The sequence below is a fragment of the Rheinheimera sp. genome, assembly GCF_965283995.1.
Taxonomy (GTDB): domain Bacteria; phylum Pseudomonadota; class Gammaproteobacteria; order Enterobacterales; family Alteromonadaceae; genus Pararheinheimera.
Genome location: NZ_CBDIQG010000001.1, coordinates 2,099,847 through 2,114,341 on the forward strand (window position 1 = coordinate 2,099,847; position 14,495 = coordinate 2,114,341).

Sequence of the window (14,495 nt, forward strand, 5' to 3'; positions counted from 1 at the left end):
AGTGTTCGGGACGCTGGCGTTTTTATGCGGCTTATTGCGCAATATGGTACAAGACGAGCCGGCAGGCACAACTCAAAAGGAAGGATTTAAACAGGTGAGCATCTGAACCGACTACACAATCTCATTAAAAACAGATAGTTACACGAAGAAAAGCAAATATTCCGCCTCAAAATGGTAGTACTAACCTTTCCGAAGAATATAACGTGAGAAGCACCGTTAATACCGGATTTCGGCCACTTTTAAGAGCTGACCTTACCAAAAGTATCACCTATCGGGCTTAAACACCGTTTTACATTATAAAATGCTTCAACCTACTGTGGTCACACAACGAACACTAATTAAGTGGTTGGTTTGAAAAAAATTTCGCATGTTATTTTTTTGCTCCCGTAGTCCAAATCGAGCCGTATTTCATTCTGACTTATTTGTACGCTCAGGTGAATTGCTCCAGTTAACTTTGACACTGAACGCCCTTGTTGCCAGAAACCTCAAAAAATCACTGACATAAAGCAGGAGTCTGGTTATTTGTCGTCTCTGCCGATAGGCAACTGCGACATCACACTGAGAAACCGGTGTTATTCCGTTGAGCGCCGTTGGGACTAAGAACTTCAACTCCCAGGCATTCACCCTCGCCAGCAAAAAGCCTACAGCTCGCCGCCAACGTTACCGCAAGCAAAATTCAACCACTGAAGTGTTCACCGCCACAATCAAACAGTGCAGCACTGAACAAATATACCAACCGCTATTGATATATAGTATTTATAATACATATAATCTTTTTAAGTAATTTTAAGGAAATTTCAGATGCGTATTCTGGTGACCGGAGGCTTGGGTTACATCGGTAGTCACTGCTGTATTGCGTTACATCAGACCGGCTTTCGCCCGGTGATTTACGACAATCTGAGTAACAGCAGCCGGCTGGTGCTGGACCAGTTAGAAAAAATCTGTGGTCAACGCTTTGATTTTATTGAGGCTGACTTGTTGGATACGACCGCATTGCAGCAGGCGTTTGCGCAATATCAGCCAGAAGCAGTGTTTCACTTCGCGGCACTCAAAGCGGTTGGCGAATCCGTGCAGCAACCGCTGCGGTATTATCAGAATAATGTCGGTGGCACGCTCAATTTGTTGCAACAGATGCAGCAAGCCGGTTGTCAGCGCTTGATTTTCAGCTCCTCCGCGACTGTGTATGGCGACCCGCAGTTTTTACCGCTGACGGAACAACATCCGCTCGGCGCGACCAATCCTTATGGCTGGACCAAAGTGATGGCCGAGCAGATGCTGCAGGACCTTTGCCACTCCCAGCCGGGATTTCTGGCCATCGCACTGCGCTATTTTAATCCGGCCGGGGCCCACCCCAGCGGCCTGATTGGTGAAGACCCACGCGGCATTCCGAATAATCTGATGCCTTATGTGGCCCAAACCGCTGTCGGCCGCCGGCCTTTTGTTTCCGTGTATGGCCAGGATTATCCGACGCCGGACGGCACCGGCGTGCGCGATTACATTCACGTGATGGATTTGGCTGAAGGCCATGTCGCCGCCTATCAGCGCCTGCGCGCACAAACCGGTTTTCATGCGTTTAATCTCGGTACCGGCAAAGGTGATTCAGTCCTGCAGCTGATTGCAGCTTTTAGCGCGGCAGCCGGTCGCGATATTCCTTATCAATTCAGCGCGCGCCGCCCCGGCGATATCGCTGCCAGTTATGCCGACGCCGGCAAAGCCTTACAGCAACTCGGCTGGCGCACCCGCTATGACCTTGGCCGGATGGCTGAAGACAGCTGGCGCTGGCAAACCCAATATCCTCATGGTCTGGAGCCTTCCGATGACAGCATTTGATCAACCGCACCGGCGGAAAAACCCGTTAACCGGCCGCTGGGTGCTGGTTTCCCCGCATCGCAATAACAGGCCTTGGCTCGGTGCAACAGAAGCGGCAGCCAGCGGGCAACTGCCAGCCTTTGACGCCGACTGCCCGCTGTGTCCGGGCAATACCAGAGCCAACGGCGAGACCAATCCGGTTTATGCCACCACCCATGTGTTCGCCAACGACTTTGGCGCGCTGATGCCTTCAGCCGCAGATCCGGCTGTCGTGGCCGATCCGTTGTTCCAGCATCAGGTTACTGACGGTGAATGCCGCGTGGTGTGTTTTTCACCTGAGCACCATCTGACCTTGCCTGAAATGTCCATTCCGGCGCTGGTCGCCGTCGTCCAGACCTGGCAACAGCATTACCGCGAGCTGCGGGAGCGTTTTGCCTGCGTGCATATCTTTGAAAACAAAGGTGCCATCATGGGCTGCTCGCAACCGCACCCGCACGGTCAGATTTGGGCCCATCAGCATTTATCAACCGAAATTGAGCTGGAAGACCAGCATCAGGCCGCTTATCTGCAAGCGCATGGCCGCGCGCTGCTGGCAGATTACGTTGTCAAAGAACAACAACAGACAGATCGGATCGTCTGCCAAAACCGGCACTGGCTGGTGGTGGTGCCGTATTGGGCGGCCTGGCCTTTTGAAACGCTGTTGCTGTGCAAAGACGATATTCAGCACATCGACGCGCTGGACGCCGCACAGGTTGAAAGTCTGGCCGAGATCCTGAAAGAACTGACCAGCAGGTATGACAATGTTTTCCAGTGCAGCTTCCCGTATTCGATGGGCTGGCACAATGCGCCGGCTGACGGCCAGCCGCACTCGCACTGGCGTTTACACGCACACTTTTATCCGCCGCTGCTGCGTTCAGCAACGGTGAAAAAACACATGGTCGGCTACGAGATGATGGCAGAAAGCCAGCGAGATCTGACGCCGGAAACCGCCGCCGCCATCCTGCGCCAAGTCAGCGCAGTCCGCAGTTTTTAGGGATCTTTTGTCTATGAGCCAAGCCTTTATCAACACTTTCCAGCAACTTTATGCCGCGACGCCGGACGGACTGTCCAGTGCGCCGGGCCGGGTGAATCTGATTGGTGAATTCACCGACTACAACCTCGGTTACGTGTTTCCGGCAGCGCTGAACTTCCGCACTCAGGTGCTGTTTCGCGCCCGCACTGACCAGCAGATCGTGGTGCATTCACAAAATTATCCAGGTGAATCTGACCGCTTTTCGCTGCAGGCCCCTATCACACCAGGGCCGTCACAGTGGGGCAATTACATTCGCGCCATGGTCTATGTGCTGCAACAAGCCGGTTTTACGCTGACCGGCGCCGACCTGTTGATTGATAGTAACGTGCCGCAAGGGGCCGGATTGTCGTCATCGGCTGCGCTGGAAGTGGCCATCGGCGGTGCATTTAATCAGTTGTCGGGGCTCGCGTTAACCCCGGCGCAACTTGCGCTGTTTGGCCAGCAGGCTGAAAACCAGTTTATGAATTGCCAATGCGGCATCATGGACCAGATGATTTCCGCTCAGGCCACGGCCGGCCACGCGCTGCTGCTGGATTGCGAAACACTGGCCACCCGCGCAGTCGCGATTCCGCCCGAGCTGGCGCTGGTCATTGTCAATTCGAATTACCCGCGCAAACTGGTCGACAGTGAATACAACGGCCGGCGGCAGGATTGTGAGCAGGCGGCGGCGATCATGGGGGTGTCGACATTGCGCGAGGCCAGCATGGCGCTGTTACAGCAACACAAGGCGGACATGACAGTGCAGCAATATAAAAGAGCGCATCATGTCATCAGTGAAAATGCCCGGGTACTGGCTACAGTCGACGCGCTGCAACAGAGCGACATGACGCAGTTACGCCTGTTGATGCAGGCTTCCCATCAGTCTTTACGCGATGATTTTGAAGTGACAGTACCGGCGACTGATGGCCTGGTCGAGATTTGTCAGCATGCGCTTGGCAGTAAAGGCGCGGTGCGGATGACCGGCGGCGGTTTTGGCGGCGCAATTATTTGTCTCTGTGCGCAGCAGGATGTGGCTTTGGTGGAACAGGCGGTTGCGGCGCATTATCAGGCGCGTTTTGGTCTGAACGCCGATGTCTACGTTTGTCAGGCCGGCGCCGGCCTGACCGTGCAAATGTTTGCCGATTGAACGCTATTTATCTTCAAGCCCGTCGGGCCTGCCCGCCCGGCGCAAAATAAAGGAGTCTCTATGTTGACTGTCCCAATCCGGATTGGTGTGTTGTTTGGCTTGATCAGTTGGTCTGGCGCGCAGGCTGCCGAACAACTGTATGACAAAATCCCGGCCGATGCCGCACCGGTGCTGAGCCAGCCTGGTCCTTACGCGGTCGGCGTCAGGACCAGCAAAATCGAGATCGCGGACAGTTTACAAGTCAGCTCAGGTCAGCCATATACCAGACCACTGACACTGGAACTCTGGTACCCGGCCACTCCCGGCAAGGCAGTACCGGCGCAATATCAAAATCAGACCCGCAGTGGCAAAGCGTTTAGCATTGCCGGCACCGCCTTTCGCGACGCGGCACCGGCGACCGGCACCGGAGCGCTGCCGGTTGTGGTCATTTCGCATGGCTATACCGGTTATCGCAGCCTGATGTTTTACCTGGCAGAACATTTAGCCAGTCACGGTTATATCGTCGCCGGGATCGATCACACCGACTCCACCAATGCCGAAGTTGATTTTGCCAAAGCACCTTTTTCCGGCTTTTTCAGTACGTTATATCACCGGGCACGCGACCAGCAGGCCACACTGAATTACCTGATGTCGGCGAAAAGCCCGCTGTTTGCCCACACCAACCCTGACAAAGCTGGCCTGATTGGCTATTCGATGGGGGGTTTTGGCGCGCTCAGTACTTTAGGGGCCTGCTATCAATTCCAGGATGCGATGGTGCAGCAGCTGACCGGCGCTTCGCAGCCGGCGCAGATCGCAGCACTGCGCACGCAGCTCAATAGCTGCAACGCCGGTCAGGTCAAAGCAGATCCACGCTGGCAAGCAGGCATTTTATTGGCGCCATGGGGCGGCCAGTATCAGCTGTTTGACCCGAAATCACTGGCAAAAATCCAGACCCCTATGTTGTTCATCGCCGGCGATCAGGATGATATTTCCGGCTATCAGGGCATAGTGCAGCTGTTTCAGCACAGTGGCAGTCCAGCGCGTTTTCTGCTGACTTACAATGGTGCCCGCCACAATATTGCGGCACATCCGGCACCGATGGCGGCACGAGACAGTGAAGGGGATTATGGTCACTATGCCGAACCGGCCTGGGATATCCATCAGATCAACCGGCTGAATCAGCATTTTGTTCTGGCGATGCTGGACTGTCAGCTCAAGCAAAAAGCCGACGCCTGTAAGTTGCTGCCAACAGGTCAAAGCCGCTCTGATGAAGGGAAAGGCTGGACTGGTTTGCCGGCGCGTTACAACACCGGCATGTCCTGGCAACAAGGTTCGGCCAGCCATTCCGGCTCTAAATGACAGACGGACTCAGGCACAGCCAGGGGTCTGGATAACTGATAGATGAACACATCACCGGCAGCAGGTTGCTCAGCCAGCTGCCGGGCATTGAGGCCCAAGCGGGATGTCGTGACAAACAACAAATCGCCGTGTTCGCCCCCGATCGCCACACTGGACGGCTGTGACACTGGCAAGGTTAAGGTCAGGCACACCTGTCCCTGCGGGTTCAGCCGGACCACAGTGCCGGTGCCCCAGAGCGCACTCCAGACATGATCTTCTGCATCTATAGTCGCACCATCCGGCGAGGCATTCTCGGCAAAATCAGCAAATAAGCGTGGCTGGCTTAACGTTGCCTGTTCGGTGGAAAATTCATATTGCCAAATCTGATGACGGGGTGAATCGGCGTGATACATGCGCCGGCCATCGAGGCTCCAGCACAGGCCATTGGAAATTTGCAGCTGGCGCAAATGCCGTACAGCCTGGCCCTGGCGGTTCAGTTGATACAAAGCGCCACACTGTGGTGTCTGATACTGGGTTTCGACCATAGATCCGGCCCAGAATCGTCCCTGACGATCGGTACGGCCATCGTTAAAGCGGTTGCCACGGATGTGGCGTTCAGGACGGGCCAACCAGCGTAAAGCACCGGTATGCGGGTGATATAGGGCAAAGCCACTTTGTAATGCCAGCACGAACTGGTAAGGCGCATCTGCACCGGCATCCAGCACACCAAAGCTACCAATCCGCTCCGGCAATGCAAGCTGGTGCACCTGACGCAGATCTGCACTTAACCAGTGCATGCGGGCGGCTTCAATATCGACCCAGTAAAAACGCTGCAATAGCGGATGCCACAATGCGTTTTCTCCCAGTACATTCTGCACTGGAACGCGCTGCTGCAATATCGCGGTAACTGCGTTCATCTCAACATCCCTGAAACGTTTCAGCGCTCGAGAATATCAAGAAAACACCGCAGAACATAGCGAGCATTGCACCAGAAATTAGCTCAACGCACAAAAACAATGCAGGCATTTGCCACAAAAAACAGTTGCCAACCACGCATTCAGACGGCAAGCTAGGCTTTATTATATTATAAATATGATTAAGTAAAATGCAGAACTATATTTTATCCATTGATCAGGGCACGACCAGCAGCCGGGCCATTTTGTTTAATCTGGAAGGCCAGCCAGTTGCCACTGAGCAGCAGAGTTTTACTCAGCATTATCCGCACAATGGCTGGGTTGAACATGACCCGCAGGACATCTGGCAAAGTGTCCTGCACTGCAGCCGGCAGGTGCTGGCCACTTTGCAGATTGAACCGCAACAGGTCATCGCCATCGGCATTACCAACCAACGTGAGACCACTTTGGTGTGGGACCGTCACACCGGCGAACCGGTTTATCAGGCCATTGTCTGGCAAGACCGCCGCACTACGGCCTATTGTGAAGCGTTACAGAGCGAGGCCGTCAACGAACTGATAGCGGCGAAAACCGGCTTGTTACTGGACCCCTATTTTTCCGCCACCAAGATCCGCTGGATTTTGGACCAGGTGCCGGGCGCTGCCGCACGGGCTGCCGCCGGAGACTTGTTATTTGGCACCGTCGACAGTTTTCTGTTGTGGCGTCTGACTGGCGGTCAAGTGCACCGGACTGACGCGACCAATGCATCGCGGACCATGTTGTACAACATTCACCAACACTGCTGGGACGAAGAGCTGCTGAGTCTGTTTGGCATCCCATCCGTCATGCTGCCCGAAGTGATGGATTCGTCGGCTGATTTCGGCCTGACGGCGCCGGAGATTTTTGGCAAACAGATCCCGGTGTATGGCATCGCCGGCGACCAGCAGGCGGCCCTGTTTGGTCACGCCTGCTTTGACACCGGAATGGCAAAAAGCACTTATGGCACCGGCTGTTTTCTGATGCTGAATACCGGTGACAAAGCACTCAGATCGGAAAACCGGTTGCTGACGACTATTGCCTATCAGCTGAACGGCAAAGCCACTTATGCCATCGAAGGCAGTATCTTTATGGCCGGCGCGACTATGCAGTGGATTGTCGAAGGACTGAAACTGCTGCGCCACGCCGGCGAAAGTGAGGCGATGGTCAAAGACGTTCCGCTCGACCATGGCGTGTTTCTGGTCCCTTCCTTTACCGGCCTTGGCGCACCGTACTGGGACCCGAATGCACGGGGCGCTATTCTGGGCCTGACCCGGGATTCCGGCATCAGCTCCATTGTGGCGGCCGCACTACAATCCGTCGGTTACCAAACCAAAGATCTGCAAAAAGCGATGGAACGTGACGGCATCCGGCCGAATGTGCTGCGGGTCGATGGCGGCATGGTGAAAAACAATTGGGTGCTGAGTTTCCTCGCCGACATTCTCGGTGCCGTAGTCGAGCGGCCACAAATCACCGAAACCACAGCTCTGGGCGTCGCCTATCTGGCCGGTTTACAGGCCGGTATTTATCAGTCGACCGAGCAACTGGCTGGTATGTGGCATTGTGAAAGACGTTTTCAGCCGTCGATCTGCGCCGAACAACGCAATCATTTGTATCACCAGTGGCAACATGCGGTGGCGAAAGTGCGGCTTTAAGCCGCTCACGCCGCATTCTCTCAACTAATCCGAGCAGTTAAACCAATCTGACGCCTTGCTTGCCGCGTATTGACTGTTTATTATGGTATTTATCTTATAAATAAGAAAAGTGATGATGAACAACAATTCCAGCGCAGAACTTTATGACCTGCTGGTCATCGGTGGTGGCATCAACGGCTGCGGTATTGCCGCAGACGCTGCCAGCCGGGGCCTGAAAGTTCTGTTGTGTGAACAGCAGGATCTGGCCGCCGCAACGTCGTCCAACAGCAGTAAACTGATCCATGGCGGCTTGCGCTATCTGGAGCATTATGAGTTCCGGTTAGTCCGCGAAGCACTGGCAGAGCGCGAAGTGTTGTTGAAAGTTGCGCCGCATATTATCTGGCCTCTGCGCTTTCGGTTACCACACCAGCCACACTTGCGCCCGGCGCTGCTGATCCGGCTCGGCCTGTTTTTGTATGACCATCTGGCACGGCGTGTCACCCTGCCATCCTCGCGCGGGATTCGCTTTGGCAATACCGATCCACTGGTCGCCACTATCCGGCGTGGTTTTGAATACTCAGATGCCTGGGTCGACGATTCCCGTCTGGTGGTACTGAATGCGATGGCGGCCCAGTATCATGGTGCCACTGTGTTGACCCGGACCCGTTGTCAGTTAGTGCAGCGCGAAGGGGCGTTGTGGCAGGCGGAGTTAGCTGAACAGCACAGCGGGCAAATCCGGCATATTCAGGCCCGCACCGTCGTCAATGCCGCAGGTCCTTGGGTTGCCAGCTTATTTGAACAAACACTGCCGGGGCCTACGCCGCAAAAAATTCGGCTGGTCAAAGGCAGCCATATTGTCGTGCCGAAGCTACACGATGACCCACAGGCCTACATTCTGCAAAATGAAGATCAGCGGATTGTGTTTGTGATCCCCTATGAAGACGACTTCAGCTTGGTTGGGACAACCGATGTCGACTATCAGGGCGACCCGGCCAAAGTCGCCATTAGCGATGCCGAAACCGACTACCTGCTGCAGATCAGTAATAGCTATTTCCGCCGCAAGATCAGCCGGCAGGATATCCGCCATAGTTACGCCGGCGTGCGGCCTCTGCTGGATGATGAAGCCGATAGTGCGCAGGCAGTGACACGTGATTACAAACTGGAGCTTGATGCACCGGCGGGCGCTGCGCCACTGCTGTCGATCTTTGGTGGAAAAATTACCACTTACCGCAAACTGGCGCAGGCTGCTGTTGACCGACTGGCAGCGTTTTTCCCGCATATTGGTGCTTGCCGGACTGCAGAGCTGCCGTTACCGGGAGGTGACTTTGCCGGTCAGGCGGCGTTATTACGGGAATTGTCGCAAAGCTATGATTTTGTCCCGGCCACCGTCCTGCAACGCTATGTACGGAGTTACGGCACCCTGACTTCTCAGCTGTTGGGTGGTTGCAGCAATCAGACCGATTTAGGCGAAGACTTTGGTCATGGCCTGTATCAGGCTGAAGTCACTTATCTGCTGAACCACGAATGGGCGCACAATGCCGCCGATATTCTGTGGCGGCGCACCAAACTGGGTTTGCGCCTCGATAGCGCCCAACAACTGCGTCTACAAGCCTTTATCGAAAGGCGGCAACAAAGCGGTAAAGTTGCCTGAACCCATCGACGAAAAAGCCGGCTCGATGCCGGCTTTTCGCTCTTCTTATTCTGTTAGCCAACCTGGCAGCTGCCATCTGCCACCACAGGCACCGCAACAACACCCGACTTGCGCTGTTCACGCGCCAGCCAGCCGAAACCTGCCAATGTGGCGTCGGTGATATCAAAAGTCTGCACCCGGAATCCTGCCAGCTGCAGCGCTTCACGGTAGCAAAAATTCAACTGCGAATTACCTGCCAGCACCACATCACAGTCTGCGCCGGCACAAGGTTCATTGACCTGCCAGCCCTGCACATCAGCACCGACCAGAATACCGGACAAATAAGCGCTGGCTTGCGGTGGCGTTAAACCGCTAAACAGCTGTTCAGTTCTGACCGTAAATAGCTGATGCAACCAATGCAGACCGGCAGTGCCGCGCATCTGTTGGCAGCCACGGATAAAGCTTTCTGTACAAAATTCGCCCAAGTTTTCAGCTTGTTGCAGCAACACACTGTGCTGCGTCAGTAACGCATAGAGTTCGCCGGTCATACTGGTGCGGAAGTGGCGGATCTGCCCGTCTTCCAGCCAGACCCATTTGGTATGTGTGCCGGGTAAACACACTAGGCGCCGGCCGTGGCGCAGCTCTGGAGCCAGCTGCAATAAACCCAGCAACTGCACTTCTTCGCCGCGCATCACATCGTGTCCCCCTTCTGGTAAGGCGCAACGTAAGCCGGTCGACAGCCACAACGCCATATCCGGACATTGTCCCTGTACTAACGCGGGTAACAACGCTTGCGGTAAACAAGGCGTATTCAGATAGCGAGTCTGATACCAGCCTAAAGACGAGGTGATATGACCAGCCATATAGACTACCAGCGCCGGATCCTGCCGCAACCAGTCACCGACCGCCTCTAACAGCGTCAGACGAAACTGGCCACGCGCGGCCGCCACGCCCGGTCCGCTGGCACTGGCCAGTACGCACACCGTCAGGCTGACATAAAAAGGCTTTTAACTGGCTGGCGCCCCAGTCGATGGCAATGAAGTTTGGCTCAGTCACTGAGACTAATCCCGCCGTCGATTTGGATCGCTTGCCCGGTGATCATCACACTTTGTTCAGACGCCAGAAACAGCGCCAGATTGGCGACATCTTCCGGCTGAATAAAACGTTTTAGCGCACTTTCTTCGAGCCAGCGTTGTTGCTGCTCTGGCGTAAACCAGCTGTTCAGTTGCCGCTCCGTGCGGACCCATCCGGGTAATACCGCATTGACGCGGACGCCAAATCCCCCGGCTTCGCGTGCCAACGCCTTGGTCAGGCCAATCAGACCGGCTTTGGCCGTGACATAACCGGCCATATCAACTTTGCCGGTGACTGCGACAACCGAACTGAAATTAATCACAGAGGCGGAGGATTGTTGTTGTAAAAACGGGAGGGCGACCTGCGTGGCAAAAAATGCCGCATCCAGATTGACCGCATGGCACTGCCGCCAGTTGGCCGGTGTAACCTGCGCAGTCGGCATCCGTTGATCATTGGCAACATTGTTGACCAGCACATCCAGCCGGCCCCAGTGACCTGCTGCGTCGGCAATCGCCTGCTGCAGTGCAGTCACGTCTGTCACATCAATCGCAGTAAACCGTGCCTGTCCGGCTGGTAATTCGGCCAACAGGTTGGCGCCAGCCTGGGCATTTAAATCGATAAATGCGACACGGCAGCCCTGCTGCACAAAAGTACGAACCATGGTCGCGCCGATGCCGGTGGCGCCACCGGTGATAAACACGGCTTTATCGCGTAAACAAGAGTACTGAGCTGTCATGCTTTTGTTTTCAATCTGAAATTCAGCTAATAGAGAATTCGCAATCTGCGCAGGTCAGAATACTCTGAAGCCAGAATCGCAGTTGCCACCAGAAACATTGTAAAAAGTTATATCACAGTCTGGTGTATTTTAATATGATATATCCCACATAGCCGGACGGACCACACCGATGAAAAACGAACCCATTCAGAATCTGACCCATCAGCTGACGCACGACCTTGGCCTGGCCATCGTGCAGGGCGTTTATCCGGTGGGCAGCGGTATGCCTTCGGAAGCCGAACTCTGCATTCGGCATAATGTCAGCCGCAGCGCCACGCGCGAAGCGGTAAAAATGTTATCTGCCAAAGGCTTACTGACATCCAGGCCTAAACAAGGCATTCGCGTGCTGCCGGAAAGCAACTGGAATATGTTTGATACCGATGTACTGCGCTGGATTTTAAGTAGCAAACCATCTTTATCGCTGCTGCTGGAATTCACTCAGGTCCGCGTTGTGCTGGAACCGCAAGCCGCTGCGTTAGCCGCAACTTCCGCGTCCGAAACGCAGATCCAGAACATCGAAAAAGCACTGAAGCGGATGGCCGACGCTGACGAAGGTCTGGACGATCCGCTGGACGCAGATATTGCTTTTCACAGTGCTGTGCTGGCCGCCAGCAACAACAGATTCCTGCTGCAGCTGACCGAATTTATCAGCACCGCGCTGCGTGTCAGTATTCGCTACACCAACAGAATCAAAGGGGTGCCTGGCGCCGACGTGCAAAAGCACGGTGACATTCTGCGCGCTATTCAGGCGCGCGATCCAAAGCAGGCACGCCATACGGTGGAAGTGCTGCTGGAAGAAGCCATTCAGTTGATTGAATCGAAACTCGAATAAGCACCCAACACAGTCCGACGACTGATGATCAGCAGACAGCAAAAAGCCCGCAGCAGCGGGCTTCTTGTTTTAGTCTTGCTGCTCCAGCACAAAAATCAGCGAAGACTGTGGATGCAAAATAGGCATCTGCATGCCAAACCGCATCAGTGCATCACCATTAAAGATTTCACCAGGCACCACTTGCAGCACGGACGGTGAATACTCTTTGAGCTGCGACGGCCACGCCAGTGTGAGCTGGTAAAGCGCCTGGGGATTGAGGCCGGTAAAACGCAAGCGGGGCGGCATAGTCCGGCCGGTTTCTTTCACCAGGTTATAGGCAAAAATCGCCCGGCGCTGGTCCGGTGCGACGAGGCCAAAGTTAATACTGTCGCCGTCGGAATCCAGCCGCTGCAACAAGGCACTACGCATAAAACTGCGCTCGGCTTTATAAAACGCAATGGCCTGACTCAGGGTTTGTGCCTCGGCATCGGTCAGCTCCCGCGGGTCCATTTCAATGCCAAAATGGCCAAACAGTGCCACGGCACAGCGCATCTCGATGCTGACGCGACGGCCGGTAATATGGCAATCGCGCGGCCCGACATGAGCGCCCATCACATCGTTTGGCAGAAAAAACGAACAGCCGCGCTGAATATTCAGCCGGTCCAGCGCATCGTTGGAATCCGACGTCCAGATCCGATCGGTATGCGCCAGAATGCCGTAATCGGCCCGGCCACCACCTGAGCAGCAGCTTTCAATCTCCAGACCGGGATGTGCGGCTTTTAAGCGGGAAATCAGCTGATAAACCGCCTGAATTTGCCGGTGTACGGCAGGTTTGCCATCGGCGCCGCCCGGGTGATTCAGATCGCGGTTCATATCCCATTTGATATAACGGATCTGCGGGTGCTGCACCAATAAGCTATGGATCTGTTCATACAGATAGGCGCTGACTTCCGGCCTGCTCACATCCAGTACCAGTTGATTGCGAAAACGCATCTGCGGGTTGTTGGCAGTGCCCAGCACCCAATCCGGATGGTCGCGGAACAAGGCACTATCCGGGTTCACCATCTCAGGTTCGAACCACAGACCAAATTCCATGCCGAGTGAATTTACATGCGCAATCAACGGCCCCAACCCCTGCGGATACACGGCCGGGTCCACCTGCCAGTCGCCTAAGCCGGCAAAATCGCCGCGCCGCCCCATAAACCAGCCATCGTCGAGGACAAAACGCTCAACACCGAGCGGCGCCACGCGGCTTGCCAGCTGCATCAGGGTGTCGGTGTCATGCTTAAAATAAATGCCTTCCCAGGTGTTGTAATGCACGGGGCGGGCTTTTTGCTGCTGCGCTTTGCTTAACAGGTGGCTGCGCACGAACTGATGAAATTGCTGCGATAGCTGACTAAAGCCTGCGGCAGCGTAACTCAGATATAAACACGGGCTCTGGTAGCTGTCACCGGCAGCGAGCGTGACTTCGCCCGGCAGCAATAACTCACCAAACTGCACATAACTGCGGCCTTCCGCCGTCAGTTCAGCGCGCAGACTGTGGTTGCCACTCCAGCCCAGAAGAAAGCCATAGACTTCACCGGCCTGCTCGGTTGTGGTGTGGCTGTGCACCAGCAAGGCCGGATAGGTATCGTGCGAGGTTTTGCCTTTGCGGTTCTGCCGGACAAAACTGCCCAGCGCCAATGGCTGGCGTTGGCGCTGAAATTCGTTAGACCAGCGGCCTTCGAAGCTGGTCAGTTCCTGCAGATGGTCTGGTAATAAAATAGTGCCGGCCGCGCACCAATGCAGTGCTCTGGGCATGGTTCCAAGGTTTTGCAGCGATGTCTGCAGACTCAACACGTGGCTGTCCGGATCCAGTCGGATCAGATGAGTCAGCTGCAGCTGCCTTTTGGCATCGACACTGACCAAACGAACCTGCTGTTGACCATCGGCACTGGTGCTTTGCTCCAGCTCAGCCAGCGTCGGGCCAAAGGCCCAGCCGTCGCTGTGATCCGACAACTCCAGTCCTGGCGCACCAGTGAAACCTTCGGCGGACAACGGCGTCAGGCCAATAGCGGCCTCGTCCACAACAGAACATTTAGCCTCCTGCCGGGTGTGCAACAACGCCAGCATCTGTGGGGTGGTGGTGCTACTGAGCCGACTACCGAAATACAACAGCGCCGGGGTGCGGCCACGGCAATCAAGCATAAAAGTCAGACGGGAGCTGTCCAGACGAACAAATTGCGGTAAAGCCGGCATAACATTTCCTTCAGAGCCAAAAGAAAGCAAAAACAGCATACATTAAACTATAGAATCGCCATCAAATACTATATATCATA

General features: G+C 55.1%; 11 protein-coding genes. 7 read left to right on the forward strand and 4 right to left on the reverse strand.

Annotation, left to right across the window (positions count from 1 at the left end):
• The first annotated feature begins 801 nt into the window (after window positions 1-801).
• Genes galE through ACQ66Q_RS09605 form a run of 4 tightly spaced genes read left to right on the forward strand, consistent with a single transcriptional unit; the run spans window position 802 to window position 5,345 of the window.
• Window positions 802-1,830 carry a UDP-glucose 4-epimerase GalE gene (gene galE / locus ACQ66Q_RS09590; RefSeq protein WP_430456591.1) on the forward strand — a complete coding sequence of 343 codons (1,029 nt, stop codon included), beginning with the start codon at window positions 802-804 and terminating at the stop codon, window positions 1,828-1,830.
• A complete protein-coding gene (locus ACQ66Q_RS09595) occupies window positions 1,817-2,842 on the forward strand; it encodes a UDP-glucose--hexose-1-phosphate uridylyltransferase (protein WP_430456592.1) in 1,026 nt (341 codons plus the stop codon). The genes galE and ACQ66Q_RS09595 overlap by 14 nt, the downstream gene beginning before the upstream one ends.
• 13 nt (window positions 2,843-2,855) lie before the next feature.
• Entirely contained in the window at window positions 2,856-4,007 is a 1,152-nt protein-coding gene (galK, locus tag ACQ66Q_RS09600) for a galactokinase (protein ID WP_430456593.1), read from the forward strand.
• A gap of 60 nt (window positions 4,008-4,067) precedes the next feature.
• Window positions 4,068-5,345: an alpha/beta hydrolase family protein gene (locus ACQ66Q_RS09605; protein ID WP_430456594.1), complete on the forward strand. Its 1,278-nt coding sequence runs from the start codon at window positions 4,068-4,070 to the stop codon at window positions 5,343-5,345.
• Here the strand turns inward: ACQ66Q_RS09605 and ACQ66Q_RS09610 are convergent.
• Window positions 5,288-6,241, reverse strand: a complete 954-nt coding sequence (locus tag ACQ66Q_RS09610) for an SMP-30/gluconolactonase/LRE family protein (RefSeq protein WP_430456595.1) — start codon at window positions 6,239-6,241, stop codon at window positions 5,288-5,290. The two genes, ACQ66Q_RS09605 and ACQ66Q_RS09610, sit on opposite strands and share 58 nt — an antisense overlap.
• A 188-nt stretch (window positions 6,242-6,429) precedes the next feature.
• On the opposite strand from ACQ66Q_RS09610, the gene glpK reads away from it, so the two are divergent.
• Together glpK and glpD are read left to right on the forward strand one after the other, a co-directional pair.
• Window positions 6,430-7,908 carry a glycerol kinase GlpK gene (glpK, locus tag ACQ66Q_RS09615; protein WP_430456596.1) on the forward strand — a complete coding sequence of 493 codons (1,479 nt, stop codon included), beginning with the start codon at window positions 6,430-6,432 and terminating at the stop codon, window positions 7,906-7,908.
• A 112-nt stretch (window positions 7,909-8,020) separates the two neighbouring features.
• Window positions 8,021-9,538: a glycerol-3-phosphate dehydrogenase gene (gene glpD / locus ACQ66Q_RS09620; protein WP_430456597.1), complete on the forward strand. Its 1,518-nt coding sequence runs from the start codon at window positions 8,021-8,023 to the stop codon at window positions 9,536-9,538.
• 53 nt (window positions 9,539-9,591) lie between these two features.
• Here the strand turns inward: glpD and ACQ66Q_RS09625 are convergent, their stop codons facing one another.
• Both ACQ66Q_RS09625 and ACQ66Q_RS09630 read right to left on the reverse strand, forming a co-directional pair.
• Window positions 9,592-10,500 (reverse strand): 2-dehydro-3-deoxygalactonokinase, encoded by a 909-nt coding sequence (locus ACQ66Q_RS09625; RefSeq protein ID WP_430456598.1) that lies wholly within the window; start codon window positions 10,498-10,500, stop codon window positions 9,592-9,594.
• A 65-nt stretch (window positions 10,501-10,565) separates the two neighbouring features.
• On the reverse strand, window positions 10,566-11,327 hold the full coding sequence (locus ACQ66Q_RS09630; RefSeq protein WP_430456599.1) for an SDR family NAD(P)-dependent oxidoreductase: 762 nt from the start codon (window positions 11,325-11,327) through the stop codon (window positions 10,566-10,568).
• 169 nt (window positions 11,328-11,496) lie between these two features.
• On the opposite strand from ACQ66Q_RS09630, the gene ACQ66Q_RS09635 reads away from it, so the two are divergent.
• Complete coding sequence (locus ACQ66Q_RS09635) at window positions 11,497-12,198, forward strand: FadR/GntR family transcriptional regulator (protein ID WP_430456600.1); 702 nt, start codon at window positions 11,497-11,499, stop codon at window positions 12,196-12,198.
• 69 nt (window positions 12,199-12,267) lie between these two features.
• Here the strand turns inward: ACQ66Q_RS09635 and ACQ66Q_RS09640 are convergent, their stop codons facing one another.
• Window positions 12,268-14,415, reverse strand: coding sequence for an alpha-galactosidase (locus ACQ66Q_RS09640; protein WP_430456601.1), 2,148 nt, complete (start codon window positions 14,413-14,415; stop codon window positions 12,268-12,270).
• Window positions 14,416-14,495: the final 80 nt, after the last annotated feature.